Annotated in this window: 32 protein-coding genes; 18 read left to right on the top strand and 14 right to left on the bottom strand. The window is 68.8% G+C overall.

Annotated elements, in window-relative coordinates; genetic code table 11:
- The first annotated feature begins 10 nt into the window (after positions 1-10).
- From H295_RS0109150 to H295_RS0109065, 18 genes are all read left to right on the top strand, one after another.
- Positions 11-553, top strand: coding sequence for a 3'-5' exoribonuclease (locus tag H295_RS0109150; protein ID WP_020135055.1), 543 nt, complete (start codon positions 11-13; stop codon positions 551-553).
- 55 nt (positions 554-608) lie between these two features.
- Positions 609-1,379, top strand: coding sequence for a phage scaffolding protein (locus tag H295_RS46585; RefSeq protein ID WP_028809204.1), 771 nt, complete (start codon positions 609-611; stop codon positions 1,377-1,379).
- 135 nt (positions 1,380-1,514) lie between these two features.
- Positions 1,515-2,420 (top strand): phage major capsid protein, encoded by a 906-nt coding sequence (locus H295_RS0109140; protein WP_020135054.1) that lies wholly within the window; start codon positions 1,515-1,517, stop codon positions 2,418-2,420.
- A gap of 65 nt (positions 2,421-2,485) precedes the next feature.
- Positions 2,486-2,905 (top strand): hypothetical protein, encoded by a 420-nt coding sequence (locus tag H295_RS0109135; RefSeq protein WP_020135053.1) that lies wholly within the window; start codon positions 2,486-2,488, stop codon positions 2,903-2,905.
- Position 2,906: 1 nt separating this feature from the next.
- The gene (locus H295_RS0109130; protein WP_020135052.1) at positions 2,907-3,350 is read left to right on the top strand and encodes a hypothetical protein; all 444 of its coding nucleotides are present in this window, start codon (positions 2,907-2,909) and stop codon (positions 3,348-3,350) included.
- Positions 3,350-3,679, top strand: a complete 330-nt coding sequence (locus H295_RS0109125) for a hypothetical protein (protein WP_020135051.1) — start codon at positions 3,350-3,352, stop codon at positions 3,677-3,679. Before H295_RS0109130 ends, H295_RS0109125 begins: the two co-directional genes overlap by 1 nt.
- A 102-nt stretch (positions 3,680-3,781) precedes the next feature.
- Positions 3,782-4,153 carry a hypothetical protein gene (locus H295_RS0109120; protein ID WP_020135050.1) on the top strand — a complete coding sequence of 124 codons (372 nt, stop codon included), beginning with the start codon at positions 3,782-3,784 and terminating at the stop codon, positions 4,151-4,153.
- On the top strand, positions 4,150-4,617 hold the full coding sequence (locus H295_RS42965) for a hypothetical protein (protein WP_020135049.1): 468 nt from the start codon (positions 4,150-4,152) through the stop codon (positions 4,615-4,617). Before H295_RS0109120 ends, H295_RS42965 begins: the two co-directional genes overlap by 4 nt.
- Positions 4,614-4,844 (top strand): hypothetical protein, encoded by a 231-nt coding sequence (locus H295_RS0109110; RefSeq protein WP_020135048.1) that lies wholly within the window; start codon positions 4,614-4,616, stop codon positions 4,842-4,844. The genes H295_RS42965 and H295_RS0109110 overlap by 4 nt, the downstream gene beginning before the upstream one ends.
- Positions 4,841-5,059 (top strand): hypothetical protein, encoded by a 219-nt coding sequence (locus H295_RS0109105; protein WP_020135047.1) that lies wholly within the window; start codon positions 4,841-4,843, stop codon positions 5,057-5,059. Before H295_RS0109110 ends, H295_RS0109105 begins: the two co-directional genes overlap by 4 nt.
- Positions 5,060-5,061: 2 nt before the next feature.
- Complete coding sequence (locus tag H295_RS0109100) at positions 5,062-5,622, top strand: hypothetical protein (protein WP_020135046.1); 561 nt, start codon at positions 5,062-5,064, stop codon at positions 5,620-5,622.
- A gap of 38 nt (positions 5,623-5,660) precedes the next feature.
- Positions 5,661-6,053, top strand: coding sequence for a hypothetical protein (locus H295_RS0109095; RefSeq protein ID WP_020135045.1), 393 nt, complete (start codon positions 5,661-5,663; stop codon positions 6,051-6,053).
- Entirely contained in the window at positions 5,987-6,448 is a 462-nt protein-coding gene (locus H295_RS47150; RefSeq protein ID WP_158691032.1) for a hypothetical protein, read from the top strand. Before H295_RS0109095 ends, H295_RS47150 begins: the two co-directional genes overlap by 67 nt.
- Entirely contained in the window at positions 6,449-11,047 is a 4,599-nt protein-coding gene (locus tag H295_RS0109085; protein ID WP_020135043.1) for a hypothetical protein, read from the top strand.
- Positions 11,047-12,693 carry a hypothetical protein gene (locus H295_RS0109080; protein WP_020135042.1) on the top strand — a complete coding sequence of 549 codons (1,647 nt, stop codon included), beginning with the start codon at positions 11,047-11,049 and terminating at the stop codon, positions 12,691-12,693. The genes H295_RS0109085 and H295_RS0109080 overlap by 1 nt, the downstream gene beginning before the upstream one ends.
- Before the next feature lie 4 nt (positions 12,694-12,697).
- Positions 12,698-15,556, top strand: a complete 2,859-nt coding sequence (locus tag H295_RS0109075; RefSeq protein ID WP_020135041.1) for a fibronectin type III domain-containing protein — start codon at positions 12,698-12,700, stop codon at positions 15,554-15,556.
- On the top strand, positions 15,549-16,100 hold the full coding sequence (locus tag H295_RS0109070) for a hypothetical protein (RefSeq protein WP_020135040.1): 552 nt from the start codon (positions 15,549-15,551) through the stop codon (positions 16,098-16,100). The genes H295_RS0109075 and H295_RS0109070 overlap by 8 nt, the downstream gene beginning before the upstream one ends.
- Positions 16,093-16,998: a hypothetical protein gene (locus H295_RS0109065; protein ID WP_020135039.1), complete on the top strand. Its 906-nt coding sequence runs from the start codon at positions 16,093-16,095 to the stop codon at positions 16,996-16,998. Before H295_RS0109070 ends, H295_RS0109065 begins: the two co-directional genes overlap by 8 nt.
- On the opposite strand, the gene H295_RS0109060 is transcribed toward H295_RS0109065, so the two are convergent.
- The 14 genes from H295_RS0109060 to H295_RS0108990 are packed head-to-tail and all read right to left on the bottom strand — an operon-like array spanning position 16,995 to position 23,184.
- Complete coding sequence (locus H295_RS0109060; RefSeq protein ID WP_020135038.1) at positions 16,995-17,228, bottom strand: hypothetical protein; 234 nt, start codon at positions 17,226-17,228, stop codon at positions 16,995-16,997. The genes H295_RS0109065 and H295_RS0109060 overlap by 4 nt on opposite strands.
- Complete coding sequence (locus H295_RS0109055; RefSeq protein ID WP_020135037.1) at positions 17,225-17,464, bottom strand: hypothetical protein; 240 nt, start codon at positions 17,462-17,464, stop codon at positions 17,225-17,227. Before H295_RS0109055 ends, H295_RS0109060 begins: the two co-directional genes overlap by 4 nt.
- A complete protein-coding gene (locus tag H295_RS0109050) occupies positions 17,461-17,670 on the bottom strand; it encodes a hypothetical protein (protein ID WP_020135036.1) in 210 nt (69 codons plus the stop codon). Before H295_RS0109050 ends, H295_RS0109055 begins: the two co-directional genes overlap by 4 nt.
- Complete coding sequence (locus tag H295_RS0109045) at positions 17,667-18,296, bottom strand: glycosyltransferase family 2 protein (RefSeq protein WP_020135035.1); 630 nt, start codon at positions 18,294-18,296, stop codon at positions 17,667-17,669. Before H295_RS0109045 ends, H295_RS0109050 begins: the two co-directional genes overlap by 4 nt.
- Entirely contained in the window at positions 18,293-18,514 is a 222-nt protein-coding gene (locus H295_RS42960) for a hypothetical protein (RefSeq protein WP_020135034.1), read from the bottom strand. Before H295_RS42960 ends, H295_RS0109045 begins: the two co-directional genes overlap by 4 nt.
- Positions 18,511-18,930 (bottom strand): DUF6221 family protein, encoded by a 420-nt coding sequence (locus tag H295_RS0109035; protein WP_020135033.1) that lies wholly within the window; start codon positions 18,928-18,930, stop codon positions 18,511-18,513. Before H295_RS0109035 ends, H295_RS42960 begins: the two co-directional genes overlap by 4 nt.
- Positions 18,927-19,451 carry a class I SAM-dependent methyltransferase gene (locus tag H295_RS44705; protein WP_020135032.1) on the bottom strand — a complete coding sequence of 175 codons (525 nt, stop codon included), beginning with the start codon at positions 19,449-19,451 and terminating at the stop codon, positions 18,927-18,929. The genes H295_RS0109035 and H295_RS44705 overlap by 4 nt, the downstream gene beginning before the upstream one ends.
- A 21-nt stretch (positions 19,452-19,472) precedes the next feature.
- Complete coding sequence (locus H295_RS44700; RefSeq protein WP_020135031.1) at positions 19,473-20,150, bottom strand: glycosyltransferase family 2 protein; 678 nt, start codon at positions 20,148-20,150, stop codon at positions 19,473-19,475.
- The gene (locus tag H295_RS42945) at positions 20,147-20,797 is read right to left on the bottom strand and encodes a 2OG-Fe(II) oxygenase (RefSeq protein WP_020135030.1); all 651 of its coding nucleotides are present in this window, start codon (positions 20,795-20,797) and stop codon (positions 20,147-20,149) included. The genes H295_RS44700 and H295_RS42945 overlap by 4 nt, the downstream gene beginning before the upstream one ends.
- 6 nt (positions 20,798-20,803) lie before the next feature.
- Complete coding sequence (locus H295_RS0109010) at positions 20,804-21,001, bottom strand: hypothetical protein (RefSeq protein WP_020135029.1); 198 nt, start codon at positions 20,999-21,001, stop codon at positions 20,804-20,806.
- Positions 20,998-22,056 carry a glycosyltransferase family 4 protein gene (locus tag H295_RS0109005; protein ID WP_020135028.1) on the bottom strand — a complete coding sequence of 353 codons (1,059 nt, stop codon included), beginning with the start codon at positions 22,054-22,056 and terminating at the stop codon, positions 20,998-21,000. Before H295_RS0109005 ends, H295_RS0109010 begins: the two co-directional genes overlap by 4 nt.
- Positions 22,053-22,328 carry a hypothetical protein gene (locus tag H295_RS0109000; protein ID WP_020135027.1) on the bottom strand — a complete coding sequence of 92 codons (276 nt, stop codon included), beginning with the start codon at positions 22,326-22,328 and terminating at the stop codon, positions 22,053-22,055. Before H295_RS0109000 ends, H295_RS0109005 begins: the two co-directional genes overlap by 4 nt.
- Entirely contained in the window at positions 22,325-22,849 is a 525-nt protein-coding gene (locus tag H295_RS48355) for a DUF6221 family protein (protein WP_020135026.1), read from the bottom strand. The genes H295_RS0109000 and H295_RS48355 overlap by 4 nt, the downstream gene beginning before the upstream one ends.
- On the bottom strand, positions 22,846-23,184 hold the full coding sequence (locus H295_RS0108990) for a hypothetical protein (RefSeq protein WP_020135025.1): 339 nt from the start codon (positions 23,182-23,184) through the stop codon (positions 22,846-22,848). Before H295_RS0108990 ends, H295_RS48355 begins: the two co-directional genes overlap by 4 nt.
- Between the last annotated feature and the right edge of the window lie 52 nt (positions 23,185-23,236).

Raw genomic sequence — 23,236 nt, 5'->3', positions numbered from 1 at the left:
AGCCGTGACCATGCGCATCTTCTACGACACCGAGTTCATCGAGGACGGTCGTCACATCGACCTCATCTCGATCGGCATGGTTGCTGAGGACGGCCGCGAGTACTACGCGGTGAACCGTGACATGCCCGTTCGCAAGATCCGGAAGCACAAGTGGCTGATGGAGAACGTCGTCCCGTCCCTCCCGAAGGGCCACGGAGATGCCCGCATCCACATGCCGAAGCGCTGGCTGTTCCATTACGCCGACCCCGTGGTGAAGCACCGGACGACCATCGCCACCCAGGTCGCCAAGTTCATCCAGGCCACGCCCGACCCGCAACTGTGGGCCTGGTACGGCGCCTATGACCATGTCGCCCTTGCACAGCTCTTCGGTCCGATGATCGACCTTCCGGACGGCATCCCCATGTGGACCAACGACCTGCGGCAGGAGTGCGAGCGGCTCGGCAATCCGACACTGCCCCAGCAGCCGGACGGCGTGCACAACGCGCTCGCAGATGCGCGACACAACCGGGTCCGCGCGCAGTACATGGACAGCCTCGCCACGAAGGGGCAGTAACTCGCCCCGGCGCCCGCCGATGGGCTGCCACCAACCCCGTGATGGGAGAACACAGATGGGCATCCACACCACCACCCGCAGCCGCCGCCGGGCCATCAGTCTGCCGCCCAGCAGCATCCTCGGCTACCGCGCCGACGGACGGCCGATCCACGTCATCGCCGGCGGCGCCGAGGACGACGACATCGACGTCGAGGTCGGCGCCGACCCGGACCCTGAGCCGGAGCCCGAAGGCGACGACGACCCGGAGCCGGACACCGCGCCGAAGCCCAAGCCGCCCGCGGGGGACGACGACCCGGACCCGGAGCCCGCAGGCGAGTACGTGCCGCCGTCCCGCGAGGAGTGGGAGCGGGTCCGGCGAACGCTCCGCAAGCGCAAGGAAGAGAAGCTGGAAGTCCAGCGCACCCTCAACGAGTTGCGCGACAAGTACAAGGAGCAGGAGACCGAGACGGAGCGGGCCGTCCGGGAAGCCGAGGAGAAGGCTGAGGCACGGTACAAGCCGATCGCCGTCCGCAAGGCCGTGCGCGCCGCCCTCATCGAAGCCGGAGCAACGACTGCGGTCGAGGGCGACAAGGAGAAGACCGAGGCCCGCATCGCCCGGCTGATGAAGCTGGTCGACGTCGGTGACCTGAGCATCGACGACGACGGCGAAGTCCTCGGCGTCGACGAGCAGATCGACGGGCTGCGCGCCGACTACCCGGAGCTGTTCGAGCCGGCGGCGAAGGCGAAGCCAAAGGTGCGGCCCACGGCGGCGCCGCGTCCGGCCGCCCCGGACAAGCCGAAGTCGGCTGCGGAGCAGCACGCGCTGCGTGCCCTGGGTCGTGCTTGACAAACCAAGGTATATTCATCGCTAGGTGAATTGATTCGGTGATCGAATCAGGCCGCCACCCTTGCTTGCGAAGGCGCCCGTGATGGGGCCAGAGCCCACCAGCCGTCCCCATCACGCCGCCCGCAGGAGGGCCCAATGGCGCGCAACACCATGGAAGCCTGGATCCCCGAGGAATACGACTCGGCCGTCATTCAGCGCATCACCGCAACCTCCGTCGTCGAAGCCGTCGCCAACCGGCTCCCCATGACGAGCGACACCCGCCACGCCCCCCGCTCCGCCGGAATGGGCGTCGAGGTCATCGACAAGGGCAGCGCCTACGGCGAGGACACCAGCCTCAACGACGACGTCACCCTGACCGCGAAGAAGTTCGGCAAGGTCGTCCGCATCGCGGAGGAGGACATCAACGATGCCCTCCCCAACACCCTCGCGGTGAAGATGAAGGACTGGGGCATCTCCTACGCGAAGATCCTCGACAACGCGTGCCTCGCCGTCACCGCGGCCCCCGGCACCGGCGTCCCCTTCCAGTCCCTGTACAACCTGCTGGCCACCACCGACAACAACATCGGCTACACCGGCAGCAGCAACATCACCGTCTCGGGATCCGCTGGCGCTACCTACGCCGACTTCTCCAGCACCATCGGATTCGTCGAGGCTGGCGACTACTACGACCCGGGCACGATGCTCGCCATCGCCCACCCCGGTTTCAAGAAGAGCCTTCGAGGGATCCTCGATGGCCAGAGTCGCCCCATTTTCATCGAGGGCCTGGCTGGGACCCCCGACACCATCTTCGGCGTCCCGATCCGCTGGTCGCTCGGCGCCCGCACCTCGCCGACGGCCACCGCGTCCCCGGCTGGCCGGCCCATCATGGCGTTCGTCTCCACCGACCTCATGCTCCTCGGCGTCCGCTCCGGCCCCGAGTCCGTGTTCATCGACGGACGCGACGGAACGAGTTCCCTGACCGACGAGTCCCTGCTGAAGATGCGCGCCCGCCGCGGATGGGCCTACGGCCACCCCGCCGGTGCCGCCATCCTCGTCGGCTGACCCACTCCTGAACCCCGCACCGCCCGACGGCTCCGGGCGGTGCGGCGGCAGATGGGAGGTGAGCCATGGCAGCAGCGAAGAAGACCACCAGCAGCACGGCCGAAGCGCGCACCAAGCAGTTCCCCGCCAAGGACGGCGAGGCGGCCGTCGAGGTCGACGAACGCTCGGCGGACGGCGCCGAAGGCACCCGCTACGTCAAGGAGTTCGTGGTCCTGAAGTCGTCGTGGCCTGCCCGCGACGAGGAGGCGGCCCACGATGCGAACGCTGCGGCCGTCGCCAACGAGGCCATCCAGCGCGGCCTGCACCCGCGCGGCAAGGCCACGTTCGACGGCTCCGAAGACCACCCCGACGGCCTGTCGCTGATCCTCACGTACAGCGTGAACACGGTGCCGTCATCGGTCGACGACCAGCCGCAGGACACCACCACGCCGCGCGACGTTATCGAGAGCGTGGGCGGCGACACCGGCACCGCGGGCAGGGGCTGACATGGTCAACGCCTGGGCGACCGCGCAGGACGTCATCGACGCCACCGGCGTCTCAGTGACGGATCAGCAGCTTGCCCAGGCGCAGTCAGACATCGAGATCTTCTCGAACCGTATCTACGCCGACAGGGATCGAATGCGGTCGAGGGATCTCTACTGGCTGGGCCGGGCCGTCGCCCGACAGGCAGCTTGGCTGGCGGGCCAGTTCGGGCTGGAGACGCGGCTGGATGCCACGCAGATCCAGCAGGACCAGGTGTCCACCACGCTGCAGGGCGACGGCCTGGTCCTCGCACCCATGGCCGCCCGCGCACTGCGCCGGGTGTCGTGGATGCGGTCGCGGACCGTCCACATCCGCTCGGCCCTGGAGGGGGCGGGCGTGGTCGGCAATCCGCTGCTGGAGGCCGCGGACGACCAGCAGGCGTGGACCCCGTATGCGGGGGGTGCGTGATGCAGGCCGTCGCCACCACCACGATCGCCGTCCTCCGTGGCACCGAGGAAGACGCGTTTGGCGATGAGCGGGACACGAACACCCCGCACGCCACTGGCATCCCCGCGTCGCTGATCGAGCAGACGCGGCGGGTGACCACCCGCGAGAACCCGACCCCGCGGATCGTCCGCTACGCCGTCGCCCGGGTGCCGGCGAACACCGACATCACCGACCAGGACCGGGTGCGTGACGAGCGCACCGGCGCGGTCTACATCGTCGAGGCCGTCTCGTCGATGACCAACCCCGCACTCGCAGTCGACCGACGCGTCGACCTGCGGCGCACCACCTGATCGCTTTGCGGATGCCCGCAACGTGATCAAGAACTGAACAGGCCACATGCCCGGGGAGACCGGGCGGCCACCAGAACGACCACCTTCGGAGAGGAGGCGGCCATGGCGCGATCCGGTGTGCGGATCGACCCCTCAGCGCGCGCACACGTCGACGCGGCGATCAACGACTGGCTGGGCGACACCATCGGCCCCGCCATCCTCGGCGACGCCCGCGGCTACGTACACAAGCGCTCCGGCCGCCTGCACGACTCCCTGCGCTCCGAATGCCATGACAAGGTGCTGCGCGTCGGCTCCCTCGACTGCAACTACGCCACCGACGTCGAGATGGGCACCGCCCCGCACGTCATCCTGCCGCGGAACAAGAAGGCGTTGCACTGGCCCGACGCCGACCACCCCGTGGCCCGCGTCAACCACCCCGGCACACCGCCGATGCCGTACCTGCGTCCGGCCCTCTTCCAGCGGAGGACGGCATGACGACGCCCACGCTGCACGCCACCCCGGAACTCGTCACGACAGCTTGGCTGAAGACCGTTGTCGGCGACCGGGTGTCGACCACCCTGCCGAAGCCCGGGACGGACGGCACCCTCTCGTGGGCCGACGGCGGGTTTGTCACCCACGTCGTGACCGGCGGCTCCTCCAACATCTACGTCCCCCTGCGGACACCGGTGATGGGCGTGTCCTGCTGGGCGGTCAACCCCGGCTCGCAGAAGCCCCCGTGGGGGCAGGCGTCGAACCTGGCGGAGGCGATCGTCGCCGCCTGTCTGGACCACCCGAACATCTCGAAGACCCTCCTCGAACTCCCGGGCAGCTACCCGGGCGTGCAGATCAAATCGGCATACACGGTCGGGGATCCGCGCCGCATCCCCGACGACGCATCCCCCTACGCCCGCTACGACATCCCCGGCCTCGTCATCGCATGGACGGAGGTGCCGCCGTGAGCCGCATGTGGGCGATCCAGGAAGACCGGCTGCACGGGCAACTCCTCTCCTATGGCGGCAAAGTCCTCGTGCACGGCGACCGCGCCGAGCTGGAGTTCCTCCTCGTCGGAAACATCCGCATCATCCCCTGCCCGCCGAGCATCCCGCCCGAGCAGACCATCGAGCTCCGCTTCCACCCGCACTACTCCCACCACCAGTTCCCGCTCGACAGGAGCCAGTACCGATGACCCACACGGTCCGCACCACCATGCGCCCTGACCAGGAAATCGAGGTCGACGACGCCGAGTACCTCGACCTGCAGCGGCAGGGCCTTCTCGTCCAGGAGACCGCCGAGGAGGAAGTGCCCCCCGCAACCGCGGCCCCGGCGGCCCCTGAAGCACCGCCGCAGCCCGCGATGGTCGCGCCGAAGAAGCCGTCCTCGGCCGCAAGCAAGGAGAACTGATCATGTCGGTGAACACCGGAAACCTCATTCAGGGGCCGGCAACCCTCTACTCGGGCGCTTTCGGCGCGACGGAGCCGACCGACGCCGCGGTCAACTCCACCCCGGCCACCTCGGCCTGGACGGACCTCGGCGGCACCCAGGACGGCGTCAAGTTCGGCGCCGACCAGACCTACTCGGAGCTGGAGGTCGACCAGATCACGCTGCGCGTCGGCTCCCGCCTGACGAAGGCCGACTACACCATCGAGACGTCGCTGGCCGAGGCGACGCTGGAGAACCTGTCGCTCACCCTCAACGGAGGTACATCCGCGTCGGGTGCCGGCTGGAAGTCCTACGAGCCGAACGTCACGTCCAGCGCGACGCAGCCGAACTACTTCGCGGTGATCCTCGACGGCTATGCGCCGCAGCAGTTCCGGCGCCGGATCATCGGCCGGAAGGTCCTGAACGTCGACAGCGTCGACCTGGCCTACACCAAGGACAAGCAGACCTTGATTCCGGCGAAGTTCGCAGTGCACTTCGTGTCCGGGAGCATCGCGCCCATCCACATCGTCGACCAGACCAGCTAGTCGACTGTCCACCTCTGCCCGCACCGAGGAGCACGACCATGGCATCCACCACACGTCAGACGACAGCGGCCCGCAAGAGGGCCGCCGCCAAGCCCACCAGCACCGAAGACGCCCTCGACTTCGAGCCCCTGCGGATCGCCGCCAACGACGACGTCGTCGAGGAGCGCGTCCCCCTCTTCTACGTCGGCGACGACCCGTACACGATCCCGAAGTCCATCCCGCCCGGCGTCGCCCTCCAGTACCTGCGCGAGGCCCGCGAGCACGGCCGCGACCTCGCCACCGCCCCCCTCCTGACTGCCGTCCTCGGCGAGGACGCCTACATGGCGCTGGAGCAGTCCAAGGCCCTCACCGAGGACCAGATGGAATGGATCATCAACAAGGTTCTCGACCTCGCCCTCGGACGGAAGACGAAGGAGGGAAAAGCGAAGTAGACAGCCGCCGCCCCTGGCTGCGACTGCTCGACGAGATCAAGGAACCCGACTGCGCCGAAGCCATCGGCGACCGCGTCGAACAACTCCTACCGGTTCTCGACCACCTGGACGACATCGACGCCGACTTCCTCGCCGTGTACCGGATCGACCTGGAACGCGACGAGATCTCTGCCCGCCGCTACTTCGCCCTCGTCCACCGACTCACCGCCTACCAAGGCGTCCTCGCCGCCCTCGCCGAAGAGGAACGCGAGCGCACGGAACCCCGCACCACCCCAACCCGCACCAGCACCACCGCCGCCCCCGCACAGGGCGGCAGCAGCGAGACGACCGAAGTCTCACTGACCCAGTTCCGGGCCCAGTTCCCCGGGCTCGTGAGCGTCGCGCAGGGAGGGTAGATGGCAGGCGCGTTCCGCATTGCCGAGGGATACGTCGAGGTAACCGCCGACGAGTCCGAATACGACCGCGCCATGGACCGCCTCAAGTCGAAGCGAAACAAGGCCACCGTCACCCTCGACCTCGACGACACCGTCGCCCTCGCCAAACTCAGGCGGTTCGCCGACGACCACGCCCGCACCGTGTTGAAGGCGGTCATCGACGCCGACCTCAACGAGGCCTCCAAGCGGCGCGTCACCCAGCAACTCGACCGGCTCACCGCGGACCGCGTCGTCAACATCCGCGCCTCCGTCGACACCCGCGTCGCCGCAAACGAGATCCGCAACCTCACTCAGCGGCGCACCGTCCGCATCGGCATCGACGTCGACACCCGCGTCGCCGCCGACTCCATCGCCAACCTTGTGCGGCGCCGACAGATGACTGTGCAGGCGCGCGCCGACACCACAGACGCCGCGAACAGCCTCCGCTTCCTGACCCGCGACCGCAACGTCAACGTTCGCGCCCGCCTCCTCGGCGGACTGGGCGGACTGGGCGGCGGAGGGACCAGTGGTGCGGCGGGCGGGATCGGCATCCTGTCCTCCCGCATCGCCCAACTCGCCGCCCTCGCCGTGGGCGCGCTCCCGACGGTCGCCTCCTTGGTGCAGTCGATCGCCGCGATGGGCCCGGCCGCTGCTGTGGCTGCGCCCGCAGTGCTGTCGCTGGCGACGGCGTTCGCTGCGGTCAAGGTCGGCACCAGCGGGATCGGGGACGCCTTCAAGGCCGCGTTCGCGCCGGCGACGTCGTCCGCCAGCGCGGCCACCAAGTCCACGCGGGCGCTGGAGAACGCGCAGCGGTCGCTGGCGAAGGCGCAGCAGGGTGTGAAGGACGCCGAGCAGCGCGCGGCTGAGGCCCGGGTCGCGGCGGCCCGGCAGATCGAGGACGCCCAGCGCGACCTGAAGAACACCGTGCAGGACACCGCGGACGCCAACCGGCGCGCAGCCCAGCAGGTCGCCTCCGCGGAACGTGACCTCGCCGACGCCCAGCGCGCGGCACGGCAGGCACAGCGCGACCTGAACGACGCCCGCAAGGAAGCCGCCCAGGATCTCGAAGACCTCAACAACCGGCTCGAAGACGCCCAGTTGGACCAGCGGCAGAAGGTGCTGGACCTTCAGGACGCCGAACAGGAACTCGCCGCGGTCAAGGCCAAGGGCGGCAAGGCGGGGCAGGAAGAGTTCGACAAGGCGCAGTTGCAGTACGACAAGGCCGTTCAGGCTCTGGAGGAGCAGCAGACCGAGACCGCCCGCCTCCAGCAGCAGACCGCCGACGCCAACAAGGCCGGCGTCGAGGGCTCGAAGACGGTCACGGACGCCAAGCAGGGCATCGTCGACGCCAACCAGGCCGTCGTTGACAAGACGCAGGCACTGAAGGATGCGGAGCTCGACCAGGCCCGCACCACCCAGGACGGCTTGCAGCGGGTCATGCTCGCCGAGCGGGACGTCGCCGACGCCCGGGAGGCTGCCCGCAAGGCTGCGGTCGACGGGGCCCGGGAGATCAAGGACGCGCAGGATGCGGTAGCGGACGCCGCCCGGGCACTCGCCGACGCCCAGACAGCCGGGGCCGCGGCAGCGAACAAGCTTGGCGACGCCATGGCCCGCCTCTCCCCGAACGCCCGGGAGTTCGTGGGCGCGGTCATCGCCCAGGGCGCCGCCTGGCGCGGGCTGAAGCTCGACGTGCAGGACCGGCTCATGGCTGGGCTCGGGCAGACGTTCACGCAGCTGTCCACCGCCGTCATCCCCCCGCTGCGGGGCGGCCTCGGCGGCATGGCCGACACCCTCAACCGCATGGCCAAGAACGCGGCCACCGCGATCATCGAGCTGTCGAAGACCGGTCAGCTCCGGCAGATGTTCGACGGCGTCAACGCCGGGTTCGGCAACCTCAACCGGGTGCCCGCCCAGTTCCTCACCGGGCTCACCCAGCTGTCCATCGCAGCGGCGCCCGCGTTCGACCGCATCACGCAGGCCGCCGCAGGTGCCGCGGACCGGATCTCTCAAAAGCTCTCACAGGGGCTGGCGTCGGGGAGCCTCACCGAATCGATCAACGGGGCGATCGACGTCGCCAAACAGTTCGGTGACCTGCTCGGCGACATCTTCGGCACGCTCAACAACGTCATGAAGGCCGCGGCGGCCGGCGGAGGAGACGCACTGGGCGCGCTCGGCTCGGTGTTCGCGGAGCTGCGCCGCATCACCGCGATGCCGGATGTCCAGCAAGCCCTGACGAGCATCTTCACCGCGGTCAACGCGATCGCCAAGCTCGTCGCGGGCACCCTTGGTGCGGTGATTCAAGCGGCGCTGCCGCTGCTGTCCGCGCTCGCCCCCGTGGTCACCGAACTGGCAACGAAGTTCGGGCCGGTGCTGGCCGATCTGGCGCGAGCTCTCGGCGAAGCACTGATGCCGATCATGGATGCGCTGCTGCCCGTACTGTCGGACATCGGCGACATCCTCGTCGGCCTGGTCCGGGCTGTGATGCCACTTTTGAAGCCGATCGGTGACGTCCTTGGCGCGATCGTCACGGCGCTCGCTCCGGTCATCTCGGCCGTCGGCGCGGCACTGGTGCCCGTGGTGGCGGCTCTGGCCCAGGGACTGAAGCCGGTAGTGGGCGCGCTGGTACCGATCGTGCAGGTGCTGGGCCAGTTCATTGCCCAGTTGACGCCGGCGATGGTGCCGATCACCACCGCCCTGATACCGCTGCTGCCGGCTTTGGCAGAGCTGACGGTGTCGCTGCTGAACCTGGCGCTGCAGGTGATCGCTCCGCTGCTGCCGTTGATCGCCCAGCTGGCGTCGATGATGGCGGGCACGCTGGCGGGCGCGGTCGGGATTCTGGTACCCGTGATCACGACGGTGATCGGGTGGCTGACGAAGTTCATGGACACCGTGACGGGCGTGGTCAAGTGGATCGTCGACCAGTTCCAGCACCTGTATGACGTGCTGGTCGGGCATTCGATCATCCCGGATCTGGTGAAGGCGATCATCTCGTGGTTCACGAGCCTGTGGACAAAGACGAAGGAAATCTTCAACCAGCTGAAGCAGGGCGTCATCGACCGCTGGAACGCCCTATGGAAGGCCGTCACGGACCGGTGGTCCTCGTTCTGGAACGGGCTACGGACGGCACTCGGCAACGCGAAGACGTCGGTCCTGAACTGGGTGACCGGGCTGAAGACGTCGTTCACGAACACGTGGAACAGCCTGTGGAACACCGCCGTGTCGAAGACCACGAGCATCTTCACCACGCTGCGCGGGAAGATCAGCGACTTCAAGACGTCGATGCTGAACAGCGTGAAGGCGCTCCGGGACGGCGTCGGCACCCTGTGGGCTGGGATCCAGTCCAAGTTCGCCGCCCCGGTGAAGTGGGTCGTCTCGCACGTCTACAACAACGGGCTCCGCAAGATGTGGAACTCCATCGCCGGAAAGATCAACAGCAAGATCTCGCTGCCCACCATCAGCCTCGGCTTCCAGAAGGGCGGTGTCGTCCCCGGCAGCGGCAAGGGCGACAAGGTCCCCGCCATGCTCGAACCCGGCGAGCGGATCCTGTCCAACCCGCAGGTCGACCGCCTCGGCGGCCATCGCGCGATCGACGCCATGCTCGGTCAGGATCGTCCCACCAAGACCGGCGGGAATCCGTCGAGGCAGGAAGAGAAGACCCGCTACCAGGGCCCCACCCAGCACTACGCCGAGGGCGGCATCGTCGGCAAGGTCACCGGCGCGATCGGCGGCGCCGTCGGATCGGTCGCCTCCTGGGCGAAGGATGTCGTCGTCGGCGGCCTGAAGGCTGCCGCGCAGAAGGCGCTGTCCGCGCTGGTGCGGCCGCTCATCGCTCAGATCCCCGGCGGGAACGCGGGCATCGGCGGCCTCCTGAAGGGCCTGTCGAACCGCGCAGTGGACGGGATGATGAGCTGGTTCACCAGCGAGGACAAGAAGGCCGTCGGCGGACCCGCCGTCCAGAAAGCCCTGTCGTGGGCGAAGTCGCAGTCCGGCCTGCCCTACCAGTGGGCGGGCAACGGCAACCCGTCGTGGGACTGCTCGGGGTTCATGTCCGCCATCGAGTCCGTCATCCGCGGGGAGCGCCCGCACCGCCGGTGGGCAACGGGCTCGTTCCCGCCCGGCCCGTCCGGATGGGTCCGCAACCTCAACTCCCCGTTCATGATCGGCATCACGAATGCGGGCGTCGGTCACACCGCGGGCACCCTCGCCGGCGTGAACTTCGAGTCGTCCGGCGGTCGCGGCGTCCACTACGGCAAGACGGCGCGCGGCTACAACGACCCCATGTTCACCAGCCGCTGGGGCTTCGCACCCGCCGCGAAGTACGACAACGGCGGGCTCCTCCAGCCCGGCGCGACGATGGCCGTCAACAAGACCGGGCGCCCGGAACGAATCCTCGACCCGCAGCAGACCGCGCTGTTCGAGCAGCTCGTCACCAATGGGGCAGGCGGCGGCATGAGCGTGACGGTGAACATGACCGTGAAGAGCCTCACCATGCCGACCCCGGCCGAGGCGAGGCGGTTCGCGAACGACATGGCTGCCTACACCAAGGAAGCCATCCGTAAGTTCGACAAGGAGCGGGCCTGATGGCGCTGTACGGATGGGGCGACGTCCAGCTCGGACGCATCCCGCTGCGGGAGACGTTCACCGTCACCGAGTCTGGCGGCGACGGCCGGACCCTCGACCTCGAAGGGCAGGAGTCCTACCCGCCCCTGACCCGCGCGCAGGTCGTCGCCCGGCACGACGGCATCAACGCCCTGACCGTCGGACAGTGCATCCCCGTCACGTTCACCGACAAGCCGGAACGCAACGGCTACTACATGGTCAAGTCCTCGGGCAGCACGTACACCGAGTACCTGAACAGCATGGTCACCGCCGACTGGAAGGTCTCCCTCGACCGGATCGGCTCCGACGCCGAAACCGACCTCCAGTCCCGCCTCACCGGCGCCGTCCGGCTGAACGACTTCTCCCTCACCGGGGAACGCTGGCACGCCCCGCCGATCGGCCACTACGGCTACTACACCGGCAGCTCGAACCCCACCACCATGACCCGCACCGGCGCCGACGGAGCCATGACCGTCTACCGCAGCGTGCCGGCCAACACCTCCCCGCGGTGGGGGTGTCTGCCCACGTCGTATCTGACGGGCCGGGTGAAGGCGACGACGACGGGCGGGCAGGAGGTGTACGGGGCGGACGTGCCGCTCGCGGCAACCGGCTGGTCACTGTCGAACGGATTCGTGAACGTGACCACGTCGGCGTCCGCGTCCCTGGACGTGCAGACCTATGCGGGCGGCGCCTACCGGTCGAAGCTATGGAACGTCAGCGTCGCCGGGTCCGGTGCGCCCATCTCCTCGTGGGACGGGGCGACGCTGCTGCGCAACGACCCCGAGATGGTCATCCTCCGCCTCACCAAGAGCCTGTCGCCGGGCCGGGCCACCCTCGACCTCACCCTCCGCCGCGGCTCCCGCTTCGTCGAGGGCTACCTCCAGACCGGCACGGCAGCAACCCTGGCCGCCTACCGCAGCACGCTGGAGACCAACACGTCGGCTGCGGCGTCCGGGTACATCACGGCGACCGCCGACGACTCCGACGGCAACGTCTTCGTGATCGGTTCCGCGAGATCGTTCACCGCGCACGCGAACGGCGGCATCACCAAGGCCGCGGCCACGGCGATGGACTTCTTCATCGGCGCCGTCGCCTCCCAGCCCACCCTCAACGCCAACCCCACCTTCGACACCGACACCTCCGACTGGACGCCCGTCAACGCCACCCTGACCCGCTCCAGCGTCCAATCCAAGTACGGCGGCTGGTCAGGGCTGCTCACCTCGACGGCGGGCTCGTCGCCCCGCGCGGAGGCCGGGAAGGCGGCGGCGGTGGCCGGGCTGTCCTATCGGGCGTCGGGCTGGTTGTACGCGCCCGCCCCGATCCCGTCCGGCACCGGCATCAACATCAACTGGTACGACGTGTCCCAGGCATATCTGACCACGTCCACGAACTCGGTCACGCCCGCTTCGGGCGCCTGGTTCTTCATGGACGCAACCTTCACCGCACCTGCCAACGCCGCCTACGGCGGGGTCCACTTCGTCATCGGCGGCAGCCCGGGCGCCGGCGTGCTGCTGTACGGCGACGACATCAGGATGCGCGCCGCCACACCATCCGGGGACACGGCGTTGGACCTGCGGAACCAGTACGCGGCTGCGATGCCGGAAGCCGTCTACGGCGTGAGGAGGTGACCGGGTGAGCGTCTCAGAGGTCCTGAAGAGTCTCGGTTCGTGGGAGGTCAAACTCCTCCCGAATACGCCCCGCGACGTCCTCGACGCCCTCGATTTCTTCGGGCATGTCGCGATCATCCCCGGCCGGTTGGACCCGCTGCAGTACGGCGACAACCTCCTCACCACCGCCCGCTACGTCGGCGTCCTGCGTACCCGCACCATCGGCGACGACGGCCGCACCAGCACCCCCGCCGACGACCTGTCCATCGGCGGCGTCGGCATGGCATTCTGGCTTGGCGACGAAGACGGCAAAGGCTCCGTCTACGAAAACGCCGTCGAACCCGCCAGCGCCTCGTTCGCCACCGCCATCACCATGCTCCTGCCCGCCTCCGGCGCCGTCACCGCAGGCACCCTGTACTCCGTCACCGGCACCTACACCGGCCACCACCAGTACGAGTCCCCACGGGCGGCGATCGGCTACGTCTGCGACACCATGTCCACCGCCAGCGTGCCCGTGTCGTGGCGGGTCAACGGCAACGGCACCTTGGACGCGGGCCCCGACTCCAGCCTGTTCGTCACCACGCCGACCTGCGTGATCACGACCCGGGATGCCGGCGAGGACATGAGCCTGCGCGCTTTGCCGGGGTCGGTGGATGTGACGCGGGATATGGAGGACTACAGCACGCGGGTGGTGCTCCTCGCGGAGGGCGACGGCACGAGCATCGCGACCGGGGCGGCGGACATCTCGCCGGCGACCGGCTTCAAGGACATCCACGGGAACCTGCTGAAGCTGACCCGGCTTGTGTCGGAGTCGGATACGGCGACGGCGAACGCCGCGGTGCGTGCCCAGCTGGCGCTCAGCCAGTTCACGTCGACCCGCAACGCGCTCCAGCTGTCCACCGCGGACTACGACGTGCACGGCAGCTTCGTGGTCGGGGACCGGGTGTGGGTGTACGACCCGGACAGTGGGCTGATCGACACGTCGACGGAGATCACGTTCCGGGGCCAGCGCATCAACCCGATCAAACTCCAGGTCACGGAAACCCAGTGGGCCATCACCGAGCAGCACACGGTCGCCTACCGCACCGCGGCCGGGGCGTGGATTGACCTGACGCAGTTCGTCGAGTTCGAGACTGACGCCACGTCGACGGTGACGGTGGGGGACTTCTCCCGCCAGCTCACCAACAGCAGCATGGAGCCGGTCGGATCGCGGCCGAACGCCGACACCTCCGTGCCTGGGCAGCCGGTGTTCGTCACGCCGTTCACCGGGGTCGCCTACCTCGACGGCCGCGGCCTGACCCGCTCCCGGGTCGTGGTCTCCTGGAACGCACCGAACAACGTCGACGGCAGCACGGTCCTGGACGGGGATCACTACGAGATCCGGTACGCCGTCGACACCGACATGATCTATCCGGCGACCTGGTCGCAAGTCAGTCAGGTGCGCTGGCAGGACTTGCAGACGTGGGCGCAGCCGTTCGCTGCACCGACCGGCAAGTGGCAGGTCATGTACGTCGCCTGGGGTGAGACCTCGGCTCAGCTGCAAGACCTGTCACCCGGGGTCGGCTACGACATTCAGATCCGGGCGGTCGACAAGACCGGCAACACCGGGGACTGGTCGTCGGTGACGACGTTCACGGCGTCGTCGGACAACATCGCCCCGTCGACTCCTGCCGCTCCGAGCGTGGCCGGGTCGCGGATCGCGGTGCAGGTGACGCATCAGCTCGGCAAGAGCTCGGGTGGGACGTTCAACCTTGAATCCGACCTGGATCACCTGGAGATCCACGTCTCCTACGAGCCCGGCTTCACCCCGGATGCGACCACCCTGAAGGGCAAGGCGGTCGCCAACGCGGGGATGATCCAGGCACAGATCCCCGTCGTGTTCACCGCACAGATCGAGGAGACCAGCGCCCGATATGTGCGGGTGGTGGCGGTCGACAAGACCGGCAACAAGAGCGGGCCCAGTGACGCGGCGTCCGCGACCGCCCTCCTGATCGACGACGCCCACATCTCCGACCTGACCGTCTCCAAGGTCACCGCCGGGCAGATCAACGCCGACTGGATCGTCGGCGCCCGCATCAAGACCGCCGACACCGGCGCCCGCGTCGAACTCAACTCGGGCGGCATCGGCGCCTGGAACGCGGCAGGCACACAAACCGTCGCGATCGCGGGCGCCGACGGCTCCGTCAGCATCGTCGGCCAGCTCAAATCCGGCACAGCAGGCAAGCGCATCGAGATCAACCCCACCGGCGCCCTCCTGCCCGAGATCCGCTGGTACGCCAACACCGGCACCGACTACGGCTACATCAACGCCTTCAGCACCGGCACCGACATCAACCTCGGCATGAACAGCTCACCGTATGACGACGGCACCGGCACACAGGTCACCTCCCGCGCCTACCTCAGCACCGCTGGCGCTCAGTTCGCCGTCGTCCGAGCAGACACCCAGGACAGGCGTGGCGGATACGTACTGGCCATGGGTACCGCCTACTACACGGGCTTCATTTCCGGCGGCGTCGATGGCGGCCTCATGTACGCCGACGCCAACCGCGGCCGATTCGCCTGGAACCCGGACGACGCCACTGGCCAGTACCTGGAGCTCACCACAGGCCGCACCCGGCACGTCGGCAAATGGGCCGACTACGTCGCAGCAGGAGCGACCGACGGCATCTTCACCGCCGACGAACCCGTCTTCACCGCAGGCGACACCTCCCTCGGCCTCGGCTACGGGCCAACCATGGCCTCCACCATGGTCCCCCTCGTCACCCTCCGGCACCCCACCCTGCGGACCTGGCAGGTCACGGCATCGAGCACGACCGGTTTCACCGTCACGTTCGGGACGTCGTCCGGTTCGCCGTCCATCAGCGTCTGGAGCTACCGTGTCTGACCCCCGCATCCTCACCGTCGACGCGGTCGGCGAACGCCTCACCCGGGGCGCACCCCGCTGGGTCGTCCACCACGTCGACCAGGACGGCGCTGGCGGTAGCTACGTTTTCCCGAAGGAAACCCTGGAGTGGCGGGCTGCCGAATACGGGCTGTCAGATGTGGACGAGATCCTCGACATCGTGCTGCACGAGCCTCACCTGCCCGACGAGCCCGACAAAGATGACGCCGCCGCCCGTGCCGGGCTGGTCACTTCGAATCGGCCGGACGCCGAACCGATCACCCTGTTCAACGCGGCGAGCTCCACTGACGCGCTCGCCGCGCACCGGCTGCGGATCGCCGACGCCAAGAAGGTGCGTGCCGTCGTCCAGGCGCCCGCGAAGGGCAAGAACCCGCTCGACGCGATCCGCGCCGCCCACGGCATCACCACGGCCGGGCTACGGGCCAAGCGTGAGGCCGTTGACATGCACCGGTGGCAGCTCGTGTACGGGGGCCTGCCCGTGCGTCTTCCGTCCCCGTCGTCTCTGCTGGAGGTTCCCCGTGCCTGACCCGTCCACCACTCGGCTCGCGCTCTACAAGTCGAAGAGCGACGGGTCCGAACTCGTCTCCTACACGCAGGATCTGGGCCAGAACTGGGACAAGGTCGACGCCGCGGCGGGCTTCCAGGTCGTCACCTCGTCGACCCGGCCCAGCAGCCCGTACTCGGGCAAGCCGATCGCGCAGTCCGACACCCAGTACTCCACCTACTTCTCCAACGGCACCGCACCCGCCAGCGCCTCCTGGGTCGAGATCCCCAACAGCAGCAGCACCTTCGGCTCCAACCTGAAACTCGCCTCCAGCGCCCAGCTCGTCATCGGCGCCGACTGCAACCTGTTCCGCAACGCCGCCAACGTCATGCGCACCAACGACAGCCTGATCGTCGACGGCAACCTCACCATCGGCTCCGCCACCTACCGGCCCGGCCTCTCCGCCGCAACCACCGTCGCCAACACGGTCACCCAGACCGCGATCGCCACCTACACCGTCCCCGCGAACGATGCGGTGGCGGGCGCCGTGTACCGGATCAAGGCGTGGGGCACGCTCGGGGTGACGGGCACGCCGACGATCACCTTCGTGTGCAAGCTCGGCGGAACCGGCGGCGCAACGATGGTCACCTTCCCCGCGGTCACCGTGCGCTCCGGTGCGACGGACGGGTACTGGGAGGCCGAGTTCTACCTCGCCTGCGCCACCACCGGCGCATCCGGCACATGGGCGCCGATGGCGCGCTACACCCACAACTTCCTGACCTCGGTGACCACCTACACGCCGGTCGGGCCGATCACCGCAGCCCCCGTCACCCGGGATACGACGGTCGCCAACGACATGGTGCTGTGCGCAACCTGGTCCGCAGCCTCGTCGTCGAACACGATCACGTGCCGGGGGTTCGCCGGCGAACGGGTCGCCTAACCGCGGTCCTCCGCCGGCGGGTACGGGGGCTGCGCGGCAAGGTCTGGGCCCGCCGGCGCCTCAGGCGCGGGCTCGCCGTTCTTGAGGCGTTCGTTCTCCTCGCGGAGCGCGGCGAGTTCGCGGGCTTGGACGTCGACTTGGGCTTGGAGGAGCATGTTGGCCTCGAAGAGTTCGGTGGTCTTCTTCTGGAAGGTGGGGAAGGCGGCTTCCATGCTGATCCGCTGGGTCACGGCTGGGTCTCCTTGCTGGCGTGCTGGACCTGGGGGTCGATGAGGTTGGGGAGTCCTTCGACGTCTTCGGGGCGGTAGAGGGTGCCCCAGTGGTCGTCGCGGTCGAAGCCTTCGATGGCCTTGCGCTGCTGCTCGGCGAGTTCGCGGGCGAAGTTGTCGATGAGTTCGTTGGCCTCGTTCGGGTGCCAGTCGTGGAGTTGCACCAGCGTGCCGAGCAGTTGGTCGCGGCTCCTCACGGCTGCTCCTGTCCGTTGATGGCGTGGTCCCAACTGGTGCTCTGCGGGTGAGTGCTGGCGGCGTGGCTGGCTGTCAGGGCGAGCAGGGCGCGCGTCTGCGCTTCGGAGCGGCGCTGGCCTGCCATCTCCAGGTCGCCTTCGGCTTCGTACTCGTTGGCGGCTGCGAGTAGGCGCTCGGCCTCGCTGAAGCACTGCGGGCCGTTCATGGCCGCCTCGCTGCTGCGTCGCCGCGCCCGGGGATCCCGGAGCTGTTCGCGCCATGGTGGCACCACGCCCAGGTTCGCCTCGGGACGTGCACCATCTTGGCTCCGGCTTGTGCGCAGCCGACGGTGAAGAACCAGTCCTCGCCGCCCCGATGCCCGCCGATCTCAGCTCCTTCGGGCGGGTCGAAGAACCCGATGCTCTGTGCGAGTTCGGTGCGCACGAGCGTGGTGATCGTCGTCTGGTGCGGTGCCTGCGGGTTGAACTGCTTCCCGAAGTGCCCGAGCGGGTCGTTGGCGGGCCAGGGCTTCCCGTCGGGGAAGTGGACCATGTAATAGCTGAAGACGTACTGGGCGTTGAAGATGCGCGCCCCGGCGGCCAGCACCTTCAGATGCTCGGGGTAGAACCAATCATCCGAGTCGAGGAAGGCGGTCCACTCTGTCTTCACCGCGTCCAGGGCCCGCTGTCGGGTGATGGCCGCGCCGTCGCCGTGTTCGTCGATGGCGATGCTGATGTCGGCGGCCGGGAGCAGCTGGTTCTTTACGGAGGCGACGGCGCGGTCGAGCATGCCGTTCGCCACCCGGGCGACGTGCGCTGGGATCGCGACGGTGATCTCTCCGAAGGCGGTCATGGTCGCCCCTCCCCTTGGTAGTCGGGTTCGTTGAACTCGCGCCCGTCCGCGCTGTGATGGGTGTACGTCCACCCGTCCGGACGCCCCTCGCGCGGGATGCACCGGGCGCGGGGCCCGCAGGGGCAGTCGGGGGTGAACTCGTGGACGATGACGTCGTCGAGAGGGACGGTGTGGACTGCGGTGTCGCTGACCTCCTGGGCCAGCCACTGGCCGCTCATGGCCGCCACCTTTCGTCGTAGTCCGGGTGCGCGGCGAACGACACCGCGAGGAGCCGCAGCGCGGGGATGTCGTCCGGCCGAGTCCCTTCGCACATCCCGGCCTCGATCTGCCCGGCGCTGTGGCAACACCCCCACTCGCCATCGATCTTCGCTTCGTATGCGAAGATCTGACTGATCAACTGCTGCTTGGCGTCCAGATCGGCGAGCACCGCAGGATCGACTGCGGGTTCCCCGTACCGCTCCCAGAACTCGGCAGGCGCCATGCGGAACCCGCCCGCTCCGATCTCTATGAACTCCTCGTCGAACTCCTTGCAGATGCTGACCTCATACGGGAAGTCGCCGCGAACACGCCGCTGATTTTCCTCGCGCTGCCGCGCCTCCGCGTACCGCGCCCGCAGGAACTCGACGATGCTCACCGCAGCACCCCTTGAGCCCACGCATACGCGTCCCCGGGGTTGGCCCGGTACTCGACGTGCGAGTACCGGAACAGGCCCTCCAGCGCGTTCCGTAGGGCGCCCGGGGAGACGTTGCCGTACCACTCGCCCGGCAGCGGGCGCGGTCCACCCGACGCCCCATGCTCCGGGCGCCCGGTCGATGCGCACGTCACGAACAGGGCCTCCGGGCCGCCAGCTTCGAGCGCCTGCGACGCGGTCCGTAGCAGCGCACCCCAGCGTTCGACATGCTCCAGCACCTCCGTGCACACCACGAGGTCGAACCGCTCGAAGGCGTCCGGCCACGGCCTCGTCGCATCGTGCACCAGGTCCACGCCCGGTCCCGGCTCGACGTCCAGGCCCGTCCACTTCGCCGCCGGGAGCAGGTCCCGGATGCTGCCGTTGATGTCCCGGCCGCCCAGATCCAGCACCCGCCACGGGGCGCTCAGGTCCAGGCAGGACGCGTCCAGTTGACGGGCCAGCCCCTCACGCGCTTCAGGATGCATCCGCTCGCCCCTCTCCAACGTTCACCACGGTCTGACCCCCCACTTCGCAACGAACGTGTCCATGTCCCTGGCCGTCTGCGCCGACAGGACAGGGCTCGCGTTCGTCTGGACGTCTGGCGCCCGATGCTCGACTGGGATGCCGGGCACGAGCAGCGCGCCACCAGCAGCCTGGGCCCGCAGCCCGAGGTCGTCGTCGCCTGCCCACCACATGAAGTCCTCGTCCGCCCGCAGCCCGCTCTCGCCGCGGAGCATGAACGCGTACCCGGTGATCCGCTGACTGAGCGGCACCGGCGCGGCCCCCGTGTGGAGGATCTCCTGCTGGCCGCCCGCCTGATCCGGGTAGGCCATTGCCGCGCCTCGCTCACGCATCCGGGCGCCGAGCGTCTCCACCAGGCCGGGCGGGCAGACGACGTCGTCGTTCACGACGAGTACGTCCCACTCGCTGTCGCCCAGCCAGCCCGCATGCTGCGCCGCCAGGTCGAAGCCGATGTTCCACCAGCGGGAAATGTTCCTATCGGCGCCACCGTCCGCGACCACCACGGGAAGCCCCGAAGATTCGAGCCAGTCCGCGGGGTCCGGCCGCTGCCAGTTGTTGGCCACCACGATGACGTCATAGACCTGTTCCTTGAGGGAGTCGATCAGGTCGTCAAGCATGGGCCGCCCGTTGGACGGGGTGACGGCCCAGGTGCGCGGGCTCATTCGCCACCCCAGATGGTGCTGTGAGCGTTGCCGGTCTCCTCGCGCAAAGGGGCGTACATGTAGATCGCGAGGCTCTTGCGCCAGTGCTCGCCGACGATCGGCTCCGGATGCCCGTGCCACGACTCCGGGCCGCACGCGAAGAGGACGGTGCGGTTGAACAGCGGCAGCACCTCCACCTCCCGCTCGCGCCCGAGGTAGAGGACGCCGCCCCACTCCCGCTCCCACTCCTCGTTGAGGAACACGAGGAGGTTCAGGCGGCGCTCCAGCGGCAGCGTGGGGTGCCGGTTGAAGTCGCGATGGAGAGCCAGCCGCCCGCCTTCGCCGGTCATGTGCATCCCGCCGCCGAGATCGTCCGCAGTGAGCGGGCCGATCCCCGTCAGCTCCTCCAGCGTCCGGCAGGTCGCCTCGGACCGGGCCTGCTCGAAGAACGCCTTCGTGGCCGGCCCCCACATGCGGGAGTCGCCGGCGCGTTTGCCGTACTCCTTCGGGTCGGGGTAGGTCGTCCAGCGGGGGTCGTGGGCGGGCGGGAACTCGGCCGCGCACTCGCGAAGCTGGTCGGGGTCCCACAGGTCGTCGAGGACGAGGTGCGGGAACGGGCGGGCGCCCTGGAAGGTGGCGCGTCCGGCGGCGGGGATGGGGAGGTTCATGGGTGGTCAGTCTCCGTTGCGGTCGTCGATGACGTAGGCGCTGCCGTCCCACGACACCATCAGCACGTTGTCGTCCAGCCCCAGCTCCAGCCGGGCCTGCGGGGTGAGACTGACGCCGTGGGTCTTGGTGATCTCGGTCAGCTCGTCGAGAACGATGCCGAGCGTGCGGAGCTGCTCAGCGGTCAGGTTCAGCGGGGCGCTCATCCGAGGAGCACTTTCTGCCAATCGCCGACGTTCGCTTCGATCGTCCAGGCCGCCGCCTTCGCCCGCGCGTTCGCGCCCATCTCGGTCCGCATCGCGTCGTCCTCGACGAGGGCGCGGAGGTGGCGGCCCCAGTCGTGGTCGTTCTTCGCGAGGAGCCCGGTGACGCCGTGGTCGACGAACTCGGCATACGGGCCGTAGTCGGTAGCGATGACGGGGATCCCGAGCATCGCCGCCTCCAGTGGGCGCAGCGGACTCTTGCTGCGGTTAAACGGATGGGGGCGGAGGGGGGCGAGCATGATGTCGTAGTCGATGGCCCGCCAGTAGTCCGCCACGCTCTTGTTCCACGACGTCCACCGGACCCGGTCTTCGGGGATCATGTGCCGTTCGGTCCACGGGGTGTGGGGGCGGATGACGCCGCGCCGGCGCGGGGGCGGCTTGGGTTCGCCCATGACGTGGAGCTCGACGTGGGCTGGCGCGCGGTTGAGGTAGCGGCGGAGTTGGGGTGCGGCTTCGGCGAGGTCCATGTCGTGGGTTTGGGAGCCTCCCCACCCGATGACGACCTTGCCCTCTTGCCGGGGGCGTTGGTGGTGGAGGAGCCAGTCGGGCAGGTAGTTGGGGATGACGTGGACGTTGGGGTTGTGTGGGCGGATGAGGTCGGCGAGGGGGTCGGTGGTGACGGTGACGGCGTCGGCGATGCGGATGTTCTTGTTGAGGTTGTCGACGACGCCGGGTTCGTTGAAGAACTCGTGGGCTTTCGCGCTGCGGTAGTCGACGTCCCACAGGTTGTCGTCGACCTCGTAGATGAGCTTGGGGCGGCCGAACGTTTTCGCGATGTCGTGCCAGCCTTGGGTGGGGCCGTCCTTGCAGATGCGTTGGCCGATGAGGGCGCGGGTGGGGAGCTGGTTGGTGTCGATGCGTTCGGACCAGCCTGCGGTGTGGCCTTGGGTGCGGAGTGTGGTGAGGGGGGTGATGATGCGGATGGTTCCGCAGCCGTCGCGGTCAGCGAGCCATCCGTAGACGTCGAGGCGTCCGGGCGGCGCCGTGGGTTCGGTCACGGCGCCTCCTCGTCGAGGTCGCCGTCGGCGGCGATGACGAGCTTGCGGGCGACGAGGGTGACGTTGACGGTGACCATGTCGTCGCCGAGCCGAATGTCGCTGACTTTGATGCCGCCGTTGTCGCGGTTGGCGCTGTAGACGGAGACGCCGTTGATGCGGAGTTCCCGGGGGATGATCATGCTGCCGGGGCCGTCGTTGGTGGGCTTGTAGCCGGTGGCGATGATCTCGATGATGGAGGCGCGGGGCTTGTCGGGGGTGGGCTGTTCGGTCATCGGGATCTCCAGTGGGGGCCTCGGAGGGCGGGTGGGACGTGGCTGGTGTCTGGTTCCGGGCCGCGCGGCTTGAAGGCGGGGCGGGGCGGCAGTTCGGGTCGGTCGAGGCTGGCGAGGATTTCCGGGGTGAGGCCGTGGCCTTCGGCGAGGGAGAGCAAGGTGGGGCAGTCGTTGGTGTTGTCGACGTGCGGGCCGCTCTCGTAGTCGGTGCCGCAGCCGACGCAGTGGGTGCTGCCGTCGGCGAAGACGTTGTGGTCGTCGAGGATCTTCCGGTCGGCGGCGCAGCGGCGGAGGACGGCGGCCGGGTCGTTGAGGGCGATGTGTTCGGACTGCGCCTGCACGTTGCCGTACACGACGAGCCGGTTGATCTCGACGCCGGTACCCAGCTCTTGGTCTTCAGTGCGGTAGACGTTCCACTTGCGGCCGACGAACCACTCACCGGAGTCGCCGTCGGCTGCCGCGCGGGCAACAGCTTCGACGCGGTCGACTTGCTGGGTGATCCAGCCGTGCAGGTCCGTCACGGCGTCTCCAGTCCGATGTGGCCGCAGGCCGGGCAGCGTGCGGGCATGAGCCTGCGGAGGGCGTCCCAGAAGGTGCGGGCGGCTTCGTCCGGGGTGTAGCCGGGCCCGTAGTCGAGGGTGCCGTCGGGGTGGATGGTGACGAGGGGCTGCCCGTCGGTGCCGTTGATCGTGATGTTCGGAGGGGGTGGCGAGGTGATCACCCAGTCGTCGATGAAGACGGGGCTGCCGTCCAGCTCGACGCTGGTGACGTTGGCGGTCTGTTCCGGGGAGCCGCCTGCGATGACGGTGTGGGAGACGACGCCCTTGGCCTTCAACTCGTCGAGGTTGTCGCTCATGGGTGGCTCCGGGCGGTCGCGGGTGGCGGGTAGGTGTAGTGGACGGGCGCGT

Source organism: Streptomyces sp. 351MFTsu5.1 (genome assembly GCF_000383655.1).
GTDB classification, from domain to species: Bacteria; Actinomycetota; Actinomycetes; order Streptomycetales; family Streptomycetaceae; genus Streptomyces; species Streptomyces griseorubiginosus.
The sequence above is the reverse complement of the archived record's forward strand: the minus strand, read 5'-3'. Positions and strand labels throughout refer to the sequence as shown.